A 22,208-nucleotide genomic window follows, 5' to 3' on the forward strand; every position below is an offset into this window, starting at 1 on the left:
GCCTCTTTTTACAGAGCGAGGGCTTTTTTATACTTCATACCTGGTGTTACTTACTCAGGTACAGGTTTCTTTCAGAGTATACTTTTGTAAAGTAATCGTCTTCGAGGTTATCGATAAAATAGATCGCTTCGCCAGTGGATTTCATTTCCGGGCCGAGCTCCTTGTTTACTTCCGGGAACTTGCTGTAAGAGAAGACCGGCACCTTGATCGCGTAGCCATGTTTGTGCGGGTTAAACGTAAAGTCTTTCACTTTGGCGTGGCCCAGCATAATTTTGGTAGCGTAATTAATGTATGGCTCGCGGTACGCTTTGGCAATGAACGGGAACGTACGCGATGCACGTGGGTTGGCCTCGATGATGTACACAATCTCGTTTTTGATGGCAAACTGGATGTTGATCACCCCAACCGTACGAAGTGCAACCGCAATCTTTTTGGTATAATCCTCTATCTGGCGCATTACATTTTCGCTCAAATCGAAAGGAGGAAGTACGGCATAGGAATCTCCGGAGTGGATACCGGCCGGCTCAATGTGCTCCATAATCCCGCAGATATGCACGTCTTCGCCATCACAGATCGCATCTGCTTCGGCTTCTATCGCTTTATCCAGGAAGTGGTCTAATAATACTTTATTCCCCGGATGGTCTTTCAGCAGGTCGATTACGTGGGCTTCGAGTTCTTTTTCGTTGATCACGATCTTCATGTTCTGGCCGCCTAACACGTAGCTTGGACGCACCAGCAACGGAAACTTCAGATCCTTGCACATTTCCAGCGCTTCTTCCGCCGACTCGATTACGGCAAACGAAGGGTACGGAATATCCAGATCGCGGAGCAAGGAAGAGAAAGAACCACGGTCTTCGGCAAGGTCGAGGGCCTGGTAGCTGGTACCTAAAATCTTGATGCCGTAGCGGTGCAGTTTCTCGGCCAGCTTCAGGGCTGTTTGTCCGCCCAACTGTACGATTACGCCTTCCGGTTTTTCGTGGAGGATGATCTCGTAAATATGCTCCCAGAACACCGGCTCAAAGTATAACTTATCCGAAATATCAAAGTCTGTACTTACCGTTTCGGGGTTGCAGTTAATCATGATGGTTTCGTAGCCGCACTCTTTTGCCGCCAGTACACCGTGCACACAACTGTAATCAAACTCAATGCCCTGCCCGATGCGGTTCGGGCCAGAACCCAATACAACTACTTTCTTTTTATCGGTTACAATACTTTCGTTTTCGCCATCATAGGTGCTGTAGTAATACGGTGTGCTGGCCTCGAACTCAGCAGCACAGGTATCCACCATTTTAAACACACGCTTAATGCCCAGTTCCTGGCGTTTGTTAAATACTTCGCTTTCGCGGCAACGCAGCAGGTGGGCAATCTGGCGGTCGGCGTACCCTTTAATTTTGGCTTCCTTCAGCAGTTCTGCCGGTAGGGTAGCCAGGTTATACTTTTCGATCTCTTTTTCCATCTGGTCCAGCTCCTCAATCTGAGCTAAAAACCACGGGTCGATCTTGGTTACTTTCTGAATGGTGCTGGTTGGGATACCAATGCGCATGGCATCTTTTACACTGAACAGGCGGTTCCAGCTTGGGTTTTTCAGGCTATCGATCAGCTGGTCGTAATTGGTCATTTCCTTGCCGTCGGCGCCAATGCCGTTGCGCTTGATCTCCAAGCTCTGGCAGGCCTTCTGAAGCGCTTCCTGGAACGTACGGCCAATGCCCATAACCTCACCCACAGATTTCATCTGCAAACCAAGTTTACGGTCGGCACCCGGGAATTTATCAAAGTTCCAGCGCGGAATTTTCACGATCACATAATCCAGGGCAGGCTCGAAGTAAGCAGATGTTGTTTTGGTGATAGCATTTTTCAGCTCATCCAGGTTATAGCCAATGGCAAGTTTAGCTGCCACTTTCGCAATTGGGTAGCCGGTAGCTTTAGAGGCAAGTGCCGAAGAACGGGAAACACGCGGGTTAATTTCGATGGCGATAATCGTATCATCATCCGGGTTAACGGAGAACTGTACGTTGCAACCGCCTGCAAACTGCCCGATGCCATTCATCATTTTAATGGCCAGGTCGCGCATACGTTGGTACACGGTATCAGGCAGCGTCATGGCTGGCGCTACGGTAATAGAATCGCCGGTGTGGATGCCCATCGGATCGAAGTTCTCGATTGAGCAGATAATGATGATGTTCTGATTGTTATCGCGCAGCAGTTCGAGTTCGTACTCTTTCCAGCCCAGGATACTTTGCTCTACCAACACCTCGTGCGTTGGCGAGGCGTGTAAACCACGTGTTAAAGCTGCATCAAACTCCTCGGGAGTGTTCACGAAACCGCCTCCAGAGCCGCCCAGCGTAAACGACGGACGAATTACCAGCGGAAATCCGATCTCCTGTGCAATCTCTTTACCTTCCAGAAACGAGGTAGCGGTTTTGCCTTTGCAGACGTTCACTCCCAGTTCCAGCATCTTTAAACGGAACTGCTCGCGGTCTTCGGTCGTTTCGATGGCCTTGATATCCACCCCGATAATGCGTACACCATACTTTTTCCAGATGCCTGCATTCTCGCACTCGATGGCGAGGTTAAGGGCAGTCTGGCCACCCATGGTTGGGAGTACAGCGTCTATTTTATGTTTCTCCAGTATTTCTACAATGTACTTCTTTTCCAGGGGTTTCAGGTACACGTTGTCCGCCGTAACAGGGTCTGTCATGATGGTGGCGGGGTTCGAGTTAATAAGCGTTACCTCAATTCCTTCTTCCCGGAGCGAGCGGGCGGCCTGTGAGCCGGAGTAATCGAATTCGCAGGCTTGCCCGATAACGATAGGACCTGAACCAATAATGAGAACGGATTTAATACTGGTATCTTTTGGCATAGTAGGGTATGTATAAATTGCTCAAAGTTAAAGCAAAATGTTGGGGCTGGCAAAAGGAATATGCCAATACCCGAAATTTTAATTCTGATTTATACTTTACAGCAACCTTATACTTGTGCCTAATCGCCTTCTTCTAAGATAAAAAGCTCGTTTACCGTTACGCCAAAGTACACCGACATTTTAAGGGATAGCAGTGTGGAGGGCAGGTATTTATTTTTCTCGATGGCGTTGATGGTCTGGCGGCTTACGCCCATGGCTTCGGCCAGTTGTTCCTGGGTAATGTCTTTTTTGGCACGCTCTACTTTGATGCTATTCTTCATCCGTTTCAAGTTTTTTGCGCACCACATGCAGGTTATACTTAAACGAACCGTAAATATAGGCCAGCAACAAAAGCAGCGCACCCAGCATACCGCCCACATCCGGCATTTTTATACTTTGGCTCATCAAGTAAGTATAGACATTGCTGTAAAACGGCAGCAACAACAACCCGATCACCAGAAAAAAGACGCCGCTCACAAACGCTTTATAGCGCAGGCTCTGCACCATTTCGTCTTCTTCTTTTTCTTCGGAAAAGTTTAAGAGCGCAGCGCGATAATAAGCGGGTAGTACACCAGCGGGTAATTCCACTCGCCCCAGAAAGCAGTCTCATCAGCAATCAGATTAAAGGAAGCATCCAGGGCAAGTATAAACAACCCTATACCAAACATAACCGGGATAGCCAGCGCCAGCAACCAGTAACCGATCTTTTTGTAGCTGTACGGCAACAGCTTTATCTCTAGTACATCAGCTTTCATACCTATACATTTAATGTAAAACATTATACGCTAAATGTATACTTTATTTTACATTTAGTAAAAATTTATTTTCAATTTATACCTAGTTGAATGCCGGTAAGTATAAAAACGCCAACCTGACCGCCTAAAAAACAAAAAAGCCGGTTTGCGTACGTATAACCAATACACCACTTAAACCAACAACCTATGGAAATGCCAGGAGAAGACGATATCATTACCAACGCAGACGAAAGCAAGCGCCTGCCCGACGAAAACCCGGAGCCGCTGGAAGGCACTAAAACAGAAAGCACCGATATACTGGACCAGGAATACGAAGGCAAAGAAGAAGCCGGAAACGTGGCCGCTAAAGACGAGGCAGACACCCGCAAACTGGATGGCAGCAACGCCAACAACATGCGCACCAAGTAAAATCTGAAATTGGACAAAAAATGAGCGCCGGCCAAAGTATAAACTTTGGCCGGCGCTCATTTTTTTTGCATCCGGTCCTGAAATTGAAGTATAAAAACTAACCGCTATACGAATGCAAACGGTACAATTTAAAACTTAAAAATCTGCGCTAACGGCGAGTAATGTTAAAAATCGGGTAAACACTTTGATAATCAAGCACAAATAAGTATACTTACTAACTCTTTCGTACTAAGCCTGCTCGCTATATGGTATATTTTTACTCTGATTACCTGCAGATGGAATATTATTCGGCCCAGCGTGTATTGATAAGCCAGTGGTATGCTTCCTGTAACAGTCTGCAATACCGGAACGCCCTCATCAAGTTTTTGCGCCTGACAAGGGATCTGGGTATTAAGTATGCCGTTAACGACCAGCGGTTGCTCCCAAGCCTTTCCGAAGACGACCTGAACTGGACCCTGGATGTGTACCTGCGCTCTTTTTGCGAAGCTCCTTTGCAGCGTTTTGCCATCGTTAACCCTTTCGATGCCGAAGCCAGCCGACAAACCAAGTCTATCTTGCACAACAAACACCACCAGGTACCCTTCGAGACACATATTTTCGAAGACCTCACTTCTGCCTACGACTGGCTCCTGAATGGCAACGCTAAATAAGTGTAGCTGCGCTGTACCTCCTCACTTCCCGGCTTTCAATCAGGTTGCTATAGTTACTCCTTTCCTTAAAAGTTATACTTTATACGATGTGTAGTTGCGGCCTTTGGTTCGTTTAAAATTCTTTTGCACCTATAGGGTCAAAGGTATCCTTCACTTTTTATTTTCCCGTTGAAGCCAGCCTAGCAGGATATATTTTTCTGATCGCTCTTCACTTAATTCCTGGCGCTATCCTGGCAGCCTACAAATAGTCATATCCTTTAAAAAGTGATGTTATAGTAGTGTAACACGCTTTTATTAGCCTCTGTATCAGAAATTCTGAGAGGCAAATTAAGTTTTACAAGGGCCTCCATAATCAGGAAGAGCTATATAACATTATTAATTTGGATAAATTAGTTATCCTATTTTAAAAATGTCCGTAAAAGGGGAATCAAGTTTAATTTAAACTATTAAAAATAATTTTTGAAAGCTATGAAAAAGACATTTTTAAACGTATTCGCGTCAGCTTTAGTAGTAACAGGACTACTGGCCAGCTGCTCTTCAACTGACACGACAACAGACGGAACAGATACGACTGACGAATATGGTACTACCACTGGTACTACTGACGGCACCACAACAGATGGTACTACTACTGGCACTACCACTGATGGAACTACTACCGGAACAACAACAGACGGTACAACCACTGGCACAACTACTACTGGCACCACAACAGACGGTACTACAACCGGCATGACAACAGGTACGACCACTACTGGTACAACAACCGGCATGACGACAGGTACTACTACTGGTACTACGACAGGCACAACCACCGGAACCACTACTGGTACAACAACAGGAACAACTACAAGCGGTTCTACAACCGGAACAACAACTATGTAGTAAGTGCTCTAAGCATATCATTATCATCCGTGAAAAGGCAAGCTCCAACAGGTTTTTGCCTTTTTGCTTTTACACTACATGATCTCCGTAAAACATGAAATTCCTGGAGCTATACTTCCGTAAAACTTTTACAGTTGATTTGCGCGCGCTTGCTGTTATGCGCATCTGGCTCGCAGGCATAGTTCTGATTGATCTTGGTATCCGGGCCACCGACCTGGAAGCCCATTATTCTAACATGGGAGTGTTGCCGCTGTATGTACTGCACCAGTTTCTGTGGTTTCCGCAGCTTTTCTCGTTGCATGCGCTAAATGGTATGTGGCAGTTCCAGGCCGTACTGTTTATGGTGGCAGCGGTTTTTGCCGTATTTCTGCTGGTGGGGTACCGCACCCGATTGGCTACTATTGTTAGCTGGGTACTTTTACTATCGGTACAGAACCGTAACCCGCTTATAGGCCAGGGCGGCGATGACTTACTGCGGATGCTGTTGTTCTGGGGCATCTTTCTGCCCTGGGGAGCTTTTTATTCGTATGATGCGGTCAAAAAACAGCAACCAGATCTTCAGGAAAACACCAGTTATTTTAGTGCAGCCACTGTGGCCTATATCATGCAGATTGCCCTGGTATACTTCAGCACGGCCATGCTCAAAAACTCACCGGAATGGCACACCGATGGCACCGCCTTATACTATGCCCTAAGCTTAGATCAGATCCTGATGCCTGGTGGCAGACTTATTTACCCCTACCCGGAGCTGCTGCGTTTTTTAACCCTTACAACTTACTATACCGAACTTATACTTCCTTTTTTACTGCTGATCCCGGTTTACAATAATTTCTTCCGGATGGTGGTGGTGCTTGTACTTTTAGGTTTTCATATCGGCATCAGCTTAACGTTATTTGTTGGCTTGTTTTACCTGATCAATATTGCCTCTATAACTGGTCTGCTGCCCGGCCCGGTAATGGACTGGATCGACAGAAAATTACTGCGCGTTTTCAGGAAACCGTATACCAAAGAATTCCGGGAGATCTTTGCCAGAATCACACAGCAGCCCAAAATCCTGAGTTTCCAGGTTTCGCTGCACCAATCCATCATAGAAAAAGATAACCGCCGCTATATCCGGAATGTGCTGGTAGCGGGCATGCTGCTCTACTGCATCTGGTGGAACCTGGGCACCACGCATTTGCCTGTACCTAAAATGCCTGAGGGCAGTAAATGGTTTGGGTATATGTTCCGGCTAAACCAGCATTGGGGCATGTTTTCTCCGATTGTTTTCAGGGATGATGGCTGGTATATACTGGAGGGCAAAACCGAACAAGGCACACTCGTAGACCTGAACCAACAGGGCGGTGAAATTAATTATACAAAGCCCGCTTCGGTGGTATCACTCTTTAAAAATGACCGCTGGCGCAAATATTCCGAAAATTACCTGTTTGTAAAGAATGGGTATATGCGGCCCTACTACTGCCATTATATGATGCGCATCTGGAACGAGTCGCACCCTGGCAAGCCTATTAACCAGCTTGAAGTAATCTACATGAAAGAGCCATCGCTGCCGGATTACCAGGTATCCGTACCAACCCGCGAGGTGCTTTGCAGTTGCGCCCTGGCAGCCGAGTAAAAACAGTATAATCGTTTTACTGGAAATCCCGTAAAAGACTAACTGATAAATTATTAACCTAAAAATTGACAACTATGAAAAAGACAACATATGCTTGTGTACTTGCCGGAGCGCTGTTTGCAACTACAGCTTTTACCGGCTGCTCTTCTGATACCACAACAGGCACCGAAACTGATGCCACACAGACTGAAACAGATGGCATGATCAATGAAACGGACGGAGCTATGGATGACGCTACCATGGAAATGGACTCGGCCACTATGGATACCGGCACAGATGATATGGGCACCACTACTGGTACTACTACAGGCACAACCGGAGGTACTACAGCCGGAACCACAGGCACGACAACTGGTACAACTACCGGAGGCACTACAGGCACCACGACTGGTGGTGGCACAACAGGCCGATAATTTTAATTTCTTATAAAAGCAGCAGCGCCAGCAAGATTATATTTTTTTGCTGGCGCTGCTGCTTTTAGTTTATACTTTACGCTTCGTCTTCGTCGTTACCGATCAGGCTACCAACTACGCCGGCTACTAACCCGCCCAGCAGGTATAAGCCCACCGTCATGGCCTGGGTTTCGGGTGTGCGGTTGCTGGGTTCTTCGCTCAGGCCAAGCGGCCCTGGCAATAAAACTGCACCGGCACCGGCTGCTGCGCCAAGTACAGCTCCCACCTTTAACGCACTGCTGCCAGTTCCGGCAAAGCTATAATACAGGCTGTTCGATACCACATCACCTACCATGGCCCAGGTATGTAATTTTTCTTCGCTTTGCGGTGGTGTATGGCCTGTCATTCGGAGGCCTTTGGCAATTGCCTGCATCCCCAGTATATCCATCCGGGGGGCGTTTGGTATTGTGCGGCGCACGGTTTCATGTACAAGGGTAAGAACACAGGCACCGGCCAGGCCACCCACCATTGATTTTAGTATGCTCATAGTTTCAGATTTTAAATGCTGCGATAATTTAACTGGTATAGCCAAAAGTAGATCGGAAGGTTACATTTTAGCCTGCTACTTTTACCAGGTTAGCTGTTACCGTGTGTTCGCCTAGTTTGCGCGCATCGGTCGGGCTATCAAAAACTACGAGCAAGGTTTCGTTATCGTAAATGGCCAGGCCTTCTGCTTTGTCTTTCCCGGATTCGTCGCCGTGGCCGTGCGGCACTTCGTGCAGGCGTTCCAGTTCGCTGTGATACACCAGCTTTTCTTCGTGCGCACCTTTCAGGGCATCTAACCAGCGGTAAATATAAATGGCGCCATCCAGGTCCATGGTGGGCCCGGCCAGCAGGTACATATCATCGTCTAAAATCCGTAGTTCCCGAATGCCCTTGCCACGCAAATGCAGGAAGTGTTTTTTATAAGGCCGCTTTTTAGTAAGCTGCTTTAGCGTAAGCTCGCCTCTTTCATTTTCTTCTACTTCAATTTCGAGTATGATGGCCCAGCCCCGCAGCACTGGCCCGCGCAACCCTATAAAAATACGGTTGCCCTGCATAGCCAGCCCTTCAATATCGAAGCCGTTATCTTTGCCGGGTATACTTAAAAACGGGCCTATATGCTCGTCGTGCTTCAAAGCGTCTGTTAGCAGGCTGCTGCTTTGGTTGCCTTGTAGCTTGGCAGCGCGCAACGTATGGCCAGCATCGTTAGGGTGCGGATGTTCTTTATGCAACTCAAAGCGGCCGGTTTGTTTGTTTTGGATGATGGGCACCCGGGCCAGCAGAAAGCGGTTCGGGTCTGTTTTGACTTTGGAAAGGCGCTTGATCTGGTCTGCGGCATCGCCGGCATGTTTCGGCTTTTTACGCTTCAGGCTATGCGACCCGATCAGCCAGAGATAGTGCTCTGTTTGGGCCATTCCTTCAATGTCTACTTCGCTGTTATTTTTATCGGGCAGTTCCAGGTAATCGGTCAGGCAGAAGGAGGCGTGCTGCTCAAAGTGGCCGGCTTCGGTCTGGGTCAGGCGCTCAATGGTCGTTCTTTCGTCGCAGCTTAGCCAGAGGTCATTGCCCGTGCGCAGCACCGTAGACAGGCCATCGCGTACGTGCTTGCCGTCTGCATTATAGCTCAGCGCCGGATCGAAGCACAGTTCAATATTCTTTACCATGTTATTTGTTTCACTAAAAGGATGAAAAGTGTATGCACAGCAGGCTGCTAAAGTATAAAATCGCCTGGCGTATAACCCGAAAAAATACGGGCATAAAAAAAGCCGGACGTTACCATCCGGCTTTTTTTATACTTTTGTAGGCCTAGAATCTTTTGCCTTTGCTTGCAGTCGATGGGCTCGTGCTTGCAGATGGACTGTTCTTTATATAAGTACCGCCTGTTCTGTTCGCTTTTTTCTTGTTCATTGAGTTTACAGCTAACCAGCCTGCACCCAGCGCCAGTAAAGAGCCGCCTACTACTTTTTGTGTAGTGCTCATGCTGCTTACTTTGCCTGCTGTAGAAGTTCCGAACTCCTGCAGTTTGCTGGTAATGTTATTCAGGCCGCTTTTATTTAACATATCGCTTAAGCCGCCTTTGTTGCCTGAGTTACCAGACATGCCTTGCTGATTTGAGCTTGTGTTGCTGTTGCTCTGCGTGCTGCCTGATGGCGAGTTCTGTGCTTTATTTTGAGAACCGGCCTGCGGCGAATTCTGCGTATTGGCTTGTGGTGAAGAAGCAGAGGCAGAAGTTCTTGCCTGGTTTTGTGTATTTTGTTGGTTCTGTGGGTTCTGGTTTGTTCTATTTTGTTCGTTTTCCATGATCGTGTTAATTTAGTATGTTAATCAAATAAACGATGGCGTCTCGTACAGTCTTTCCGTTAGCTTGCCAAAGTTCAGTTCTATTTTATCGGAAATCCGGTGAGATGGTTGCGTAGTTTTTCAAATTATATTTACGACTATTCAGATTACAAGCAATTTATAGAGGCTGCAAGTATAAAATCTCACCAATTGATGCGCGCCGAATCAGAAGAGAAACTGTGGCTCAGGCCCCCGTTAACAGTCTCCGGTTGCGCCGATGCAGCATTACCTCTACCAGACTAATGCCAACCATCAACCATAAAATACCCAGTAAATAACCTGCCAGCACATCCGATAAAAAATGTACCCCCAGGTAAATCCTGCTTAGCCCAACCAAAAGTATAAGTATAACTGCCGCTGCCAGTACCAAACGCCGCTGTACCCCTTTTTTCAGGCGCCGCATCAGGAAATAAGCCAACATGCCGTACAGCGCCATCGATGTAGTAGCATGCCCGCTCGGGAAAGAATAATTGTGCTCCTGGTAATAGGCTACGTCGGCGGGCCTGTCGCGCTGAATGTATGTTTTGCCGTATTGCACTGATAAGCCTACGCCCGCCATTACCAGCCAGAAAGCTACTATCGCCACAAAACGGCGCTTATACAGAAAAAATACAGTAGCTAAACCGCCAAGTATAAAGGTAGCTTCCCGTGTTCCGAAGTAAGAGATGAAGTATAAAAACTGGCTCAGGATGCTGGTACGGGCTGCGAAAAAACCGGCTGTTACCTGCTCATCAAACGCTACGATGCCTTCAGTTTCCAGCATATCTTCGGTTAGCTCGGTAAGCAGGGCCATGTTTACAAGGCCAGCCAGCAAAAGCAAGGTTAAAGGCAGGCCCAGAAAATTGCTGGTATCAAACCGGTTAAGTATAAACCCGGCCAAACCCGGAAACTGTTTGCGGAAGCGCGCCACCAAAGGCTGGCGAACCAGCCAGGCAAGAAATGAGCGGATACGATGGCTTAGGAAGTCTTTCATAAAAAATGCTGACTGACATATACGCAGCTGAAAGACTTTGTTTATTTATTTCCGGTAACACAGCACAACCATTGGCATCTATCTAAAGTACATTACCTTATGAAGACGGGGTTAGACTATGTGTTTGATAAGCTGATGCTGGTGACAGGCATTTTACTGCTGCTGTACTTCTGGGCAAATTTCCCGGAACGGCCACAGGAGGCAGATCATCATTACGCCACCCTTAGTTCGCCCGGTTCTTCTTCTAAAATAATTTCGAAATGGGCCTACGTGAAACCGGACAAGCAGCTTTCGCCGCGCGAAGTGATCCGGATACAATTAATGGCCCTGCAGCAAAACGATAACACCGACAGCGGTGTGCTAACTGTATTTAACTTTTCGTCGCCTACCAGCCGGATGCACCTGGGGCATATCAATAATTTCAGGGTGATGGTGCGCGAGCCAGCGTATAAACCGATGCTTAATTTCAGGAAGTATAAAACCGGGCAGTTGGTTGTAACCGATAATATAGCTTACCAGCTTATACTGATTACAGACCAGCAACAGCAGCAGAACGCTTACTTATTTATACTTTCGAAGCAAAAAAAAGGCCCCTACAAAGGCTGCTGGATGACCGACGGCGTCACCCGCATGGCGCAGGGCCCGGCCAGCAAACAAATCTGAAGCTATACTTAGCGGAGCGGTAAATCCATTTTAATGTTGGCGCGCTCGTAAATGGATGGCGGCATTGGCACTTCCACAAAACCCAGCGAAGTATATAAATTAAGGGCAGTTGTAAGTTGGCGATTGGAAACCAGGTAAACCAGTTGCGCCTCAACCTCTTTTGCTTTTGCAATAGCCGCCTGACCCAGTAATTTACCAATTTTTAATCCTTGAGCTTTTGGAGTAACCGCCATTTTAGCCAGTTCGAAAACCCCGTTTCCTTCGTTTATGAGCGCGCACGTTCCTACAATTTCGTTCTGGTAGCTGGCCATGAAAATAAAACCGCCTTTATCCAGAATGTAGCCTTGCGGGTTGCCCAGCGACTGATGATCCCCATCTTCCATCACAAAAAACCGTGTGATCCATTCTTCATTCAGCTCTTTAAACCTGGCGGCATGCTGTGGTTCGAAATCGATTATCTGTACGTCGGGTGTTTTATCTGTAGTAGACATTTTGTAAAGTATAGGCTGCCTTATAATACATCAAATTTAAGAATAGCCGCCGGAGATTTTAGTTAAGAACAAAAAAAAGTGCAGCCATACTTTGGAAGTATAGCTGCACTTTTCAGGAAGTATAACGATTGTTGAAATTTCTTACTTGCTCATACTTTGCAGCGCGCTCAGGCTAACTGCTTTGTTATCAAGTTTGGTATACTTAAAATCCTGGGAGCCTTTAAAGCTGGCACCGTTTATCCGGAACGAGTCGGAGATTTTGGCATATTTAAAATCTGTGAAGCTATTAAAATCTGCCTGACTGAAATCGGCGCCTTTCAGGAATTTAGCATACTTAAAGTTCGCTTCATCTCCAAAATCAGCTCCCCGAAAATTAGCCATCACCGGAAAATCAACATACTTAAAGTTGGCATCGTTGCGAAACAGGGCTTTACTAAAATTAACGGATTTTGAGAACTTGGTATACTTAAAGTTGGCCTCTTCTGAAAAACGGCTGCCTGCAAACGAGGCTCCCTGCTTAAACTCGGCATACTTAAAAGCGCTGGCTTCTTCGAATGTACAGTTCTCGAAACGCACATCTTTTGCAAAATGGGTATTGTATACTTCGTTTTTGCTGTTAAACACAATGGTAGTTGCTTCAGGGTTAAAATAGGCCAACACATCGCCTTTAAACGTACAGTTCTCGAACGTGAGCGGGCTGGTTACAGTGCTGATGTATTCTTTGGTTTCATACTTACTTTCCTTGCCTTCTTTCAGCTTCATGTTCTTTAACTTCGTCAGGTCGAGGTCGCCTACGATTTCTGCATTTTTATAAGTTACCGCTTCGCCGTTGTTGATTTTAGCGAGTATCTCAGAAGCGTTTACTTTTGTTTGTGCCCACGTTAAAAGCGGCAACACGAGCAGTACAAGCAGTATCGGTAATTTTTTCATCGTAGGGTTAGGTTAAGTATAAATTTGAGTTCATCTGAAAGATGGAGCAAAGTATAAAAAGGTTGCTTGCGGCTTGTACTTTATTTTGAAAAACAAAGCGCCCGCTCACGGAAGTATAAACTTATCCGGAGCAGGCGCTTTTTACAACACTTACTAAACTTTACTTTGATTGAAATTCTATGTTAACATCACCTGCTTTTTGAGTACCCGGAGTTGATTCGATGGCGTGGAGTTTTGCAAAGCCAATAAAGGAAACAATGCCCAACATCACAGCCACCAGCATCCCTAACAAAAGTTTATTACTCGTTTTCATTTTCGTCTTTTTAAAGTATAAATACTACTTACACATTTGCCGCCGCATACGATTTAAAGTATACTTTCAGGTCTTCCAGCGTGAGGCCCAGCAGCTGCATGGTGTTAAAAAAAACAGGAAGTTCTTCTTCCACAAACTGCTCTTTTTTCAGGGCGATGGTCTTCTCGAACCCATCGTCCGCTAAAAAATAACCGATGCCTCTTTTGTTGTAAATAATGCCTTTGTCCTGAAGGTAAGTAAACGTACGCATGGTGGTGTTCGGGTTCACTTCAAACTCCACGGCCATATCCCGGATAGAAGGTATTTTATCGCCGCTGGTCCATTTCCGTTTGAGGATATTCTCAAAAAAACGGTTTGCGATCTGTATATATATGGCCTGATTTTCTCTGAATTCCATCTTACACCTGCCTCTCTTTAAGTTTAAAATAAGCTACTACTAATAAATAAGGTCCTAACACAAACGTAACCACATAAGGCATTATTTGCTCGAAGATAAACTTCACGGTATCTTTAAATTCTCCGGACTCTCCCGAAACTACAATCCCGGTTTTGTTTGTGAGTACATACACCAGCAGAACCGAAAAGCCTGCCAGGAAGGTAATCGTTAAAAATATTGCCAGATGTGTTTTCAGGAAGTTATTGCCTCTGAACGTGGTTGCGCCCAGTAAAAAGATGGATTGTACCACTGCAAATATCTTCAGCATTATCGGGATATCATGCGCAAATAATTCCTGAACCTCGTGCATCTGGCCTGCTATCAACCCCACCAAAGACAACATTGCTATCATGCCTAAGCCAACTGTAAGTATAAACAAGGGCACTGTTATGAGCCAGGCAGCGGCCAGTTTTTCGAGCGCCGATACAGGTAGCGTTAAGAAGGCGTAGCTTTTTTGTGGCGCATGCATCTCGTTAAAAATACTGGCTGCAAAAATATTTCCGCCAATAAAGAATACCATTGCATACCACGGCGCAAGCGCTACAATTGGCCTGTGGCTGAAATAAGTTACCAACGCCGAGATAAAAATCAGCGCACCTGCAATGGCGGCAATGGCCACCCACATAGAGCTGATATTGAAGTAAAGCTGCCGCTTCAGGAAGTGGCCAAGCCTCGTTATGTTAAATTGATCTTTCATGGTTTTATTTTGTACTGGTGGCAGTTAAGTATAATATGGGCGCATCTTTCACAATGCCTTTCAAAACGATCTCGATGGGGTAAGTAAAATTAAGCGGCTGCGTCTGCACGAAAAAGGCACACCCTAGCGCTACCATCGCTACCCACATGGTGTTTAAGCTGATAGCCAAAGTATGGCTTTTGCTTTTTGGGTTAAACTTCATACTTATAAGTGGCAAAGCGTTCGTTTATTTTGCCGGCATCTTTTACAATGCCGTTAAACATCAACTCCAGGTCTACGCGGGTTTCATACCCGGTCAGGTTGGCTACGATGCCGGCTTTGCGGCCCTGCAATTCCTCAGCATAAATAATCTCCGCATCCGGTACGCCCGCCAGGTTGTACTCAAAAGTTAACCTCTCGGAGATGGCCGCTATACTTTGGTTGAAGATGATCTTGCCCTGTTCCAGCACCAGTATGTTATCGATCAGGTTTTCGAGGTCGCGTACCTGGTGGGTAGAGATAATGATGATCTTCTCCTCGTCGAGGGCAGCCGCCATAATTTTCCGGAACTGGCTTTTGGATGGTATATCCAGGCCGTTGGTGGGCTCATCGAGTATAAGCAAACGCGCGTTGGTCGCGAGTGCAAACGAGATCAGGAATTTCTTTTTCTGGCCATACGATAACGTGGAAAGCTTCGCTGTTTCGTCCAGCTCAAACTCGGCTAAATAGGCCTGCATCTGGTTGTGGCTGAACTTAGCATAGAACACCGCATTGGTCTTCACGAAGGTAGCAATGCTGAGCGCTGGCAAGCTAAACTCTTCCGGTACCAGGCAAATATCCTGTAGCATTTCGGGGTTACGGTCTGCTGCTCTGTAGCCAAATACGTTGCACTCACCGCTGTTCGGGTAAAGCAAGCCGCATAGCTGCTTTAAAAGCGACGATTTACCTGCGCCGTTTTTGCCGAGCAAGCCATAAATAAAGCCAGGCTGCAAAGTGAGGTTCAGGTTCTCGAAAAGCGGCGCCTTCTTTTTATACCTGAAGCTGATGTCTTTTAACGTAATCATAGTTTCATATCTTAGTGTATTAGTTACTTAGTACACCACAAAGGTATAAAAGGATTTGAGATTACAAACTTTTCCAGAAAAATAATTTTTGAAATTAGTAAACAGCTTTAATTTATTGATTCCAAACAAATTAAAAAGTGCTTGATTTATACTTTCAAAGTATAAATCAAGCACTTTTTGAGGTAAGACATCAGGTATGAACTCTGCGAAATTATCCCGGTAGGTTCACCCGCTCGATCAGGCTCATAAAATTATCTTTGTAGGTATCACCAACCGGAATAACGGCTTCGCCAATAAAAATACGGTTGCGCTCAATAGAATCTATTTTATCGAGCGAGATGATGTAGGATTTATGCACCCGCACAAACTGTCCGGCTGGTAACTGTTCCTCCATCTTTTTAATGTTCCGGAGCGAAAGGATGCGTTCTGTTTTGGTATAAATAGAAACATAGTTCTGCAATCCTTCCACGTAAAGTATATCATCCAGCCGGAGCTTCACGATCTTATATTCCGTTTTAACAAAAATGATATCACGCGCTGCTTCCGATGTTGGTTTTATTTCTGCTGCTGCTGCGGCTGGTGCTGAATTTATACTTTGCTGTGCATCAAACGTCTGTTTTGCTTTCAGGGCTGCTTTGTAAAAGCGATCAAAGGGGATGGGCTTCAGCAAATAATCTATGACGTTATGCTCGTAGCCTTCCAGCGCATACTCGGTGTAGGCGGTTGTCAATATGATTCGGCATTTATCGCCCAGAATCTTCATCACCTGTATGCCTGTCAGTTCGGGCATCTGTATATCCAGAAAAAGCAGATCTATACTTTCTTTTTCCACCAGCTTAAGCGCTTCGAGGGCGCTGGTAGTGCTGGCTACAAACTCCAGGAAGTCTATCTTTTTTATATAATCTGTCAGGATATCGAGAGCCAGGGGTTTATCGTCTACTACAAGGCAGCGGATTGTTTTCATGTTGTTGATGTCGTTAGTATGCTTCGGTAAGGGCGGGTTTTGTTGGTTTATGATCAGGATTTATACTTTTGCCAGCTAGTTGCAGGGTTAGCGCTACTTTAAATGTATGCTCCTCTTCTGTAATGGTGAGGTTATACTTTTCCGGATACAGCAATTCCAGCCTGCGGCGCACGTTGGTTAAGCCGATGCCGCCGGTTTTATCTTTCTGGTCTTTATTTTTCTGGTTGAAGACGGTAAAGTATAATGTATCATTTTCAACGCGCAGGTGCATCTCTATCGGGTTGTCCGGGTCGGTACAGACGCCATGTTTAAAAGCGTTTTCCACGAAGGCAATCAGCATGAGCGGCGCGATCAGTTTCCCGTTTATACTTCCCTCCTGTTCAAATTCAATAAAGGCATTTCCTTTCAGGCCTATTTTCTGAAGGTCCACAACATCCTGCAGATAGTCTGCTTCTTTGGTGAGCAGCACTTGTTTTTGTTCGCTCTCGCGCAGCATGTACCGCAGCAAACCTGATAATTTAAGCAAGGCCTCTGGTGCCAGTTCGGATTTCTGGTAAGTAAGTGCATAAATATCGTTGATGGTGTTGAACAAGAAATGCGGGTTTATTTGCGAGCGCAGAAAAGCCAGCTCTGTTGTCAGTTTGGCCTGTTCGAGTTTCTTTTTTTCTTCCTGCGTTTTAAAATAGTTTACCACATAACCATAGGCTATACCCAGCATCAGGTAGGTCACACTCGCATTCAGCACACTCTGGAAGATCCAGATCATCGTGATTTCACGGCCATAGGTAGCCCAGTTAAAATAGTTGATCAGGACAGTTTCCAGGAGGTAATGCACCGGCGTGAAAAGCGCCACTAACAGCAGCACACTTACCGCATAAAGCCCATACTTCCCTTTCCCGAACAAACGCGGCACCAGCAAGCTGGCATTGGCATAAAAGATCGCCGCCATCAGCAGGGTTCGCACAAAATCTATGGCGGTGGTTTTAGCAAGAGCTCCCAATGTATACTGGCTTTCATAGAAGTAATAATACTGAAACCCATACACGACATCTTTAAAGAAATCGAAAAACCAGAACAGGACATGGAACAGGATGATCTTCTTTTTATGCATCCTTAAAAATAGAAGAATAGATTATAAACCCATCGGTTTAATACACCAACCCCGCAAAAACATTTACCAACAAGCTCTGCTGCTGTAGCAAAGTATAAAAGCATAGCTACAGGTGTTCGTCAATTGAAACAGGCGGTTGGTGTATTACAGTCGTTGCGGCTGCGGAGCGAGTTTTATGTTTGTATCAGTTAAAACGATAACTACTGTATTTATTTGAGCACTCAATATTTACAGGCAAAAAAACGACTACACCTTTAAGCAGAGCAATAATGAAGACACTTTTAACACTAACATTAGTAACATTATTACAGCTAATATCTAATCTGGCCTGGGCACAGTCACCGACTGTTACCATAAGCGGACAGACTCTCAACAAGGAAGATAAGCAGGCAGCAGGCTTTGCCACGGTGGCCCTCTCTAGCCTTTCGGGCCAGAACCTGACTTCTACATTTTCAGATGAGCAGGGCAAATTTATACTTGCCGCTCCCCTCGCTCCTGGTTCCTATCTAGTAAGTGTAACGGCTTTTACCTTTGAGCTCTGGGCCGATACCCTGCACCTGGCAGCAGGCACCACCACAGTTGAGCTTCCTGTTATCTCCTTAACCAAAGCGGCTTTTGCCCTGAAAGAAGCCGTTGTGGAAGGCGCTAAACCCCTGATCGAGCAGCAGATCGACAAGCTGGTCTTCAACGTGGCTCAAAGCCCGGTAGCGGCCAACGGCAACCTCGTAGAAGTGCTGCAGCGCGCTCCAGGCGTGCAGGTAGATAACTCCGATAAGATCACGCTGAAAGGAAAACCCGTGACCGTGACCATTGACGGCAAGCAGACGCATTTGTCGGGCGAACAGCTGGCCAATTACTTAAAAAGCCTGCAGGGCGCTACGGTAGAGAAGGTCGAGATTATGTCCAACCCTTCGGCTAAGTATGATGCCCAGGGTGCAGGCGGCATGCTTAACATCGTGACCAAACGCGACAAAAAGCTTGGCTTCAGCGGCGTGCTAACACAGGGCGTAGGCTATGGCCAGCACGGCAAAGCCAACACCGGCTTTACCTTTAACTATAAGTCTAAAAAGCTGGGCATCTTCGGAAATACCGGCTACAGCTACGACAAAAGCAGCAACGAGAGCACCATCACCCGTAACTTTAACTCCGCCGAAAGCGGCCGCTCCAACTTCACTCAGGAGGGCACTGGCCTCACCCGCGCGCAGGGTGGCAATGCACGTATCGCTGTAGACTATTACCTGAACCCAACATCCACGCTCGGCATCATGGCCAGCGGCAATCTGAACAAAAACAGCTCAGAAGATAAAAGCATTACCCGCATCCAGACGCAGGAAGTTCTAACAGACCAGCTCCGCCAGCTAAACGAAAGCGACTCGAAATGGCAGCGCACCACCTTCAACATCAACTACAAAAAGCGTTTTGCCACACCTGGCCAGGAGCTGACCGTGGATGGTGATCTGTCCAGATATGCAGCTGACGGCGGCATCCAATACACCACCCGCTTTGCTGAAACAGGCCAGCTAAACGAGCAACTGGCCCGCAACCTGACCGAGACCGACATCCACATCAAATCCTTTAAGCTCGATTACGCTCATCCGCTAAGCGAGAAGACCATGCTGGAGACAGGTGCCAAGGTAAGTGTGGTAACCACCAACAACGACATGCAGTTTGACTCGCTGCGCCAGCAAGTATGGCGGCCAGAATCCCTACGCAGTAACAGCTTTGATTATCAAGAACAGATTAACGCCGCTTACGTGAACATGAGCAGCCAGCTGAGCGCGAAACTAGGTGTGCAGTTGGGCCTGCGGGGCGAGCAGACCATTTCGGAAGGCTATTCCCCTACTCTAAAGGCTGAGCCTGTCAAGCGGGATTATTTTCAGCTGTTCCCGAGCGCCTTCCTTTCTTACCAGGCTTCGGAAAAGCACCAGTATGGGCTCTCCTACAGCCGCCGCATTGGTCGCCCCAGCTACAAGGATCTGAACCCTTTTGTCTACTACATCGACCGCTACACCACCGACCAGGGTAACCCTTATATCCGCCCCAGCCTGACCAACTCCTTTGAGTTTAACTACATGTTTGCCCAGCAGTACAGCTTCTCCATCGGCTATCAGGAGGCAGACGATAACTTTGAGAAGGTGATCCTGCAGGATGAGCAGACGCGCGAAGTACGGCAGGTATACCAGAACTTCGACAATGCCCGCGGTTATACCTTTAGCGCCAGTGTGCCGGTAAGCTTTGGTAAGTATGTGAGTGTGTACAATAACCTGGGTGTGTATTACATCGATCAGAAGCTGGGAAATGTGGTGTCGGAAGGCTTTGCCGTAATGGCCAACTCGGCAGCTTATTTTAAGATCCTGCAAAAGTATAGCGCCGAGGTATCGGGTACTTATAACTACAACGGAGCCTATGGGGTGTACCAGGTAAAACCGAACGTGTACTTCAACCTGGGCGTGAGCCGCGAGTTCAACGACAAGCGCTCCTCTTTGCGCCTGAGCGTGAACGATATCTTCAACACCAACCAATCTGACCTGACCGCCCGCTATGGCAACGTGGACCTCAACAGCCGCTACCGCTGGGAAGGCCGGAAAGTGAAGCTCTCCTTTAGTTACCGCCTGGGCAACCAGAACGTAAAGGCCGCCAACCGCAAATCAACTTCTTCATCCGAAGAACAAAGCAGAATTAAAGAGTAATCATACTTTGATCAGAAATCATAGAAGCTTTTCAGAGTTTCCAATTGTAGTGTATAAACCTGATGTTATTGCTTTTTAGTTAACAACAATACTTGCACTACCTAGTGCTTGCTGGTGAAAACACACAGCAAGGGTAGCAGATTTTGATTTGCCAAAAAAACTGTAAACAGTTTCAGCTATACTTTCTAAACAAAACAGGCCACTCTTTCCGGAGTGGCCTGTTTTGTTATTTATACTTTATACTTTGCTTAGATATGTATAGCGCGGTTTTCAGTGGCTGCTAAACAAGCTTCTTTCATGGCTTCGGTATAGGTTGGGTGCGCGTGGCTCATGCGGGCAATATCTTCTGCCGATGCACGGAACTCCATCGCTACAACAGCCTCTGCAATCATGTCAGCGGCGCGTGGCCCGATCATGTGTACACCTAAAATCTCATCTGTATTGGTATCAGCCAGTACTTTCACGAAACCATCGGTATCCATAGACGCCTTGGCACGGCCAGACGCTTTGAACGGGAACGAACCGGTTTTATAAGCGCGCCCGTCGGCTTTCAGTTGCTCTTCAGTAAAACCAACGCCTGCTACTTCAGGCCAGGTATACACTACACCCGGTATCAGGTTGTAGTTAATGTGCGGCTTCTGACCTACGATCTGCTCTGCTACCAGCACGCCTTCTTCTTCGGCTTTGTGAGCCAGCATCGCACCGCGTACGACATCTCCAATCGCGTAGATGCCCGGTACGTTTGTCTCTAAATGGTCGTTTACAGCAATCATGCCGCGCTCGCCCATCTGTACGCCAGCGTTCTCTAAACCTAAACCATCTGTGTACGGCTTACGGCCTACAGATACCAGCACGTAATCGCCCTCAAACGTTACGGTTTCGCCTTTCGGGTTCTCAGCGGTTACTTTTACAGTTTCGCCTTCGTTTACAGCGCCGGTTACTTTGTGGTTGAAGAAGAACTCGAAGCCCAGCGTTTTCTTCAGTACACGCTGCAACTCTTTGCCTAACGAGCGGTCCATGGTAGGGATGATCGCATCCGCATACTCTACTACCGATACTTTAGCACCCAGTCGTGCGTAAACCGAACCCAGTTCCAGACCAATTACGCCACCACCAATTACAATCAGGTTCTTAGGCACCTCTGTTAAGGTTAAAGCTTCTGTGGAGGTAATGATGCGTTGCTTATCAACCGCCAGGAAAGGCAGGTTGATTGGCTTGGAACCTGTTGCGATAATAACTTTATCCGTTTCGATTTCCTGTGCATTACCATCTTCGCCAGCAATTCTGATCACATTTCTGCTTACAAAAGAGCCTAAACCGAAGTAGGTATCGATCTTGTTTTTCTTCATCAGGTAAGCAATACCGTCGTTGTTCGACTTAATTACTTCACCTTTACGCTTGATCATCTGCCCGATATTTACCTGCAGGTTTTCCAGGTCGATGCCGTGCGTTTTAAATGTATGCGCTGCGTTATGGTAATGTTCTGAAGAATCTAAAAGTGCTTTGGATGGGATACAACCCACGTTTAAGCAGGTGCCACCCAACACATTATACTTTTCTATGATAGCGGTTTTAAGACCTAGTTGTGCACAACGTACTGCTGCCACATAGCCTCCAGGGCCTGAACCGATTACTGTAACATCGTATTTCATCTTTTTATACTTTATGGAGAGTTTTAGTCTCTGTTTTGTATTTGATTTTATCTGTAATTGTAAAACCCACCCCTACCCCTCCAAGGAGGGGAATTAGTTACTGCAAAAATTCCCCTCCTTGGAGGGGTAGGGGTGGGTTAATTTATACTTGGGCCGGAGAGCCGTCTATAGCAAGTAACGTACAACGACGCTCGCGCCATTTCTGAAGTATAAAAGTATAAAAAAGGAGGAGCAAACATCTCAGTTTACCCCTCCTTCC

General features: G+C 46.6%; 25 protein-coding genes. 7 read left to right on the plus strand and 18 right to left on the minus strand.

The window, feature by feature from the left end; all coding sequences use genetic code 11:
* Positions 1-46: 46 nt before the first annotated feature.
* The 4 genes from carB to DP923_RS15735 all read right to left on the minus strand — a co-directional run bounded on the left by carB (position 47) and on the right by DP923_RS15735 (position 3,654).
* Complete coding sequence (gene carB / locus DP923_RS15720) at positions 47-2,860, minus strand: carbamoyl-phosphate synthase large subunit (RefSeq protein ID WP_112306840.1); 2,814 nt, start codon at positions 2,858-2,860, stop codon at positions 47-49.
* A gap of 119 nt (positions 2,861-2,979) precedes the next feature.
* Positions 2,980-3,180, minus strand: coding sequence for a helix-turn-helix transcriptional regulator (locus DP923_RS15725; protein ID WP_112306841.1), 201 nt, complete (start codon positions 3,178-3,180; stop codon positions 2,980-2,982).
* Positions 3,170-3,487 carry a hypothetical protein gene (locus tag DP923_RS15730; protein ID WP_165838212.1) on the minus strand — a complete coding sequence of 106 codons (318 nt, stop codon included), beginning with the start codon at positions 3,485-3,487 and terminating at the stop codon, positions 3,170-3,172. Before DP923_RS15730 ends, DP923_RS15725 begins: the two co-directional genes overlap by 11 nt.
* Positions 3,436-3,654: a hypothetical protein gene (locus DP923_RS15735; RefSeq protein ID WP_125047758.1), complete on the minus strand. Its 219-nt coding sequence runs from the start codon at positions 3,652-3,654 to the stop codon at positions 3,436-3,438. The genes DP923_RS15730 and DP923_RS15735 overlap by 52 nt, the downstream gene beginning before the upstream one ends.
* A 186-nt stretch (positions 3,655-3,840) precedes the next feature.
* Between DP923_RS15735 and DP923_RS15740 the strand changes: the two genes are divergently transcribed.
* The 5 genes from DP923_RS15740 (at position 3,841) to DP923_RS15760 (ending at position 7,625) form a co-directional block, all read left to right on the plus strand.
* The gene (locus tag DP923_RS15740) at positions 3,841-4,062 is read left to right on the plus strand and encodes a hypothetical protein (protein WP_112306844.1); all 222 of its coding nucleotides are present in this window, start codon (positions 3,841-3,843) and stop codon (positions 4,060-4,062) included.
* A gap of 245 nt (positions 4,063-4,307) precedes the next feature.
* Positions 4,308-4,712: a hypothetical protein gene (locus tag DP923_RS15745; protein WP_112306845.1), complete on the plus strand. Its 405-nt coding sequence runs from the start codon at positions 4,308-4,310 to the stop codon at positions 4,710-4,712.
* A 468-nt stretch (positions 4,713-5,180) separates the two neighbouring features.
* Positions 5,181-5,597, plus strand: coding sequence for a hypothetical protein (locus DP923_RS15750; protein ID WP_112306846.1), 417 nt, complete (start codon positions 5,181-5,183; stop codon positions 5,595-5,597).
* A 94-nt stretch (positions 5,598-5,691) separates the two neighbouring features.
* A complete protein-coding gene (locus DP923_RS15755) occupies positions 5,692-7,212 on the plus strand; it encodes a hypothetical protein (RefSeq protein ID WP_112306847.1) in 1,521 nt (506 codons plus the stop codon).
* 74 nt (positions 7,213-7,286) lie between these two features.
* Positions 7,287-7,625, plus strand: a complete 339-nt coding sequence (locus DP923_RS15760) for a hypothetical protein (protein ID WP_112306848.1) — start codon at positions 7,287-7,289, stop codon at positions 7,623-7,625.
* 76 nt (positions 7,626-7,701) lie between these two features.
* Here the strand turns inward: DP923_RS15760 and DP923_RS15765 are convergent, their stop codons facing one another.
* From DP923_RS15765 to DP923_RS15780, 4 genes are all read right to left on the minus strand, one after another.
* Positions 7,702-8,151, minus strand: a complete 450-nt coding sequence (locus DP923_RS15765; protein WP_112306849.1) for a hypothetical protein — start codon at positions 8,149-8,151, stop codon at positions 7,702-7,704.
* A 67-nt stretch (positions 8,152-8,218) separates the two neighbouring features.
* Entirely contained in the window at positions 8,219-9,310 is a 1,092-nt protein-coding gene (locus DP923_RS15770) for a DUF3616 domain-containing protein (RefSeq protein ID WP_112306850.1), read from the minus strand.
* A 142-nt stretch (positions 9,311-9,452) separates the two neighbouring features.
* Positions 9,453-9,947 (minus strand): hypothetical protein, encoded by a 495-nt coding sequence (locus DP923_RS15775; protein WP_112306851.1) that lies wholly within the window; start codon positions 9,945-9,947, stop codon positions 9,453-9,455.
* 223 nt (positions 9,948-10,170) lie between these two features.
* Positions 10,171-10,959, minus strand: a complete 789-nt coding sequence (locus tag DP923_RS15780) for a phosphatase PAP2 family protein (protein WP_112306852.1) — start codon at positions 10,957-10,959, stop codon at positions 10,171-10,173.
* 99 nt (positions 10,960-11,058) lie between these two features.
* Between DP923_RS15780 and DP923_RS15785 the strand changes: the two genes are divergently transcribed.
* A complete protein-coding gene (locus DP923_RS15785; RefSeq protein ID WP_112306853.1) occupies positions 11,059-11,622 on the plus strand; it encodes a DUF4864 domain-containing protein in 564 nt (187 codons plus the stop codon).
* An 8-nt stretch (positions 11,623-11,630) separates the two neighbouring features.
* Here the strand turns inward: DP923_RS15785 and DP923_RS15790 are convergent, their stop codons facing one another.
* The 9 genes from DP923_RS15790 to DP923_RS15825 all read right to left on the minus strand — a co-directional run bounded on the left by DP923_RS15790 (position 11,631) and on the right by DP923_RS15825 (position 17,607).
* Positions 11,631-12,113, minus strand: coding sequence for a GNAT family N-acetyltransferase (locus DP923_RS15790; RefSeq protein ID WP_112306854.1), 483 nt, complete (start codon positions 12,111-12,113; stop codon positions 11,631-11,633).
* 141 nt (positions 12,114-12,254) lie between these two features.
* The gene (locus DP923_RS15795) at positions 12,255-13,043 is read right to left on the minus strand and encodes a pentapeptide repeat-containing protein (RefSeq protein ID WP_112306855.1); all 789 of its coding nucleotides are present in this window, start codon (positions 13,041-13,043) and stop codon (positions 12,255-12,257) included.
* 160 nt (positions 13,044-13,203) lie between these two features.
* A complete protein-coding gene (locus DP923_RS16755) occupies positions 13,204-13,356 on the minus strand; it encodes a hypothetical protein (protein WP_165838213.1) in 153 nt (50 codons plus the stop codon).
* Between the two features lie 28 nt (positions 13,357-13,384).
* Entirely contained in the window at positions 13,385-13,753 is a 369-nt protein-coding gene (locus DP923_RS15800) for a GntR family transcriptional regulator (RefSeq protein ID WP_112306856.1), read from the minus strand.
* 1 nt (position 13,754) lies between these two features.
* On the minus strand, positions 13,755-14,489 hold the full coding sequence (locus DP923_RS15805; RefSeq protein WP_112306857.1) for a hypothetical protein: 735 nt from the start codon (positions 14,487-14,489) through the stop codon (positions 13,755-13,757).
* Between the two features lie 4 nt (positions 14,490-14,493).
* Positions 14,494-14,691, minus strand: coding sequence for a hypothetical protein (locus DP923_RS15810; protein ID WP_112306858.1), 198 nt, complete (start codon positions 14,689-14,691; stop codon positions 14,494-14,496).
* Positions 14,681-15,532 (minus strand): ABC transporter ATP-binding protein, encoded by an 852-nt coding sequence (locus DP923_RS15815; protein WP_112306859.1) that lies wholly within the window; start codon positions 15,530-15,532, stop codon positions 14,681-14,683. The genes DP923_RS15810 and DP923_RS15815 overlap by 11 nt, the downstream gene beginning before the upstream one ends.
* A gap of 211 nt (positions 15,533-15,743) precedes the next feature.
* Entirely contained in the window at positions 15,744-16,496 is a 753-nt protein-coding gene (locus DP923_RS15820; RefSeq protein WP_112306860.1) for a LytR/AlgR family response regulator transcription factor, read from the minus strand.
* A gap of 13 nt (positions 16,497-16,509) precedes the next feature.
* Positions 16,510-17,607, minus strand: coding sequence for a sensor histidine kinase (locus tag DP923_RS15825; RefSeq protein ID WP_112306861.1), 1,098 nt, complete (start codon positions 17,605-17,607; stop codon positions 16,510-16,512).
* Between the two features lie 269 nt (positions 17,608-17,876).
* Here DP923_RS15825 and DP923_RS15830 point away from each other — a divergent pair, with 269 nt between their 5' ends.
* Positions 17,877-20,297, plus strand: coding sequence for a TonB-dependent receptor domain-containing protein (locus DP923_RS15830; RefSeq protein ID WP_112306862.1), 2,421 nt, complete (start codon positions 17,877-17,879; stop codon positions 20,295-20,297).
* Positions 20,298-20,545: 248 nt separating this feature from the next.
* On the opposite strand, the gene lpdA is transcribed toward DP923_RS15830, so the two are convergent.
* Positions 20,546-21,949, minus strand: coding sequence for a dihydrolipoyl dehydrogenase (gene lpdA / locus DP923_RS15835; protein WP_112306863.1), 1,404 nt, complete (start codon positions 21,947-21,949; stop codon positions 20,546-20,548).
* Between the last annotated feature and the right edge of the window lie 259 nt (positions 21,950-22,208).

Source organism: Pontibacter arcticus (assembly GCF_003284895.1).
In the GTDB taxonomy this organism is placed as follows: Bacteria; Bacteroidota; Bacteroidia; order Cytophagales; family Hymenobacteraceae; genus Pontibacter; species Pontibacter arcticus.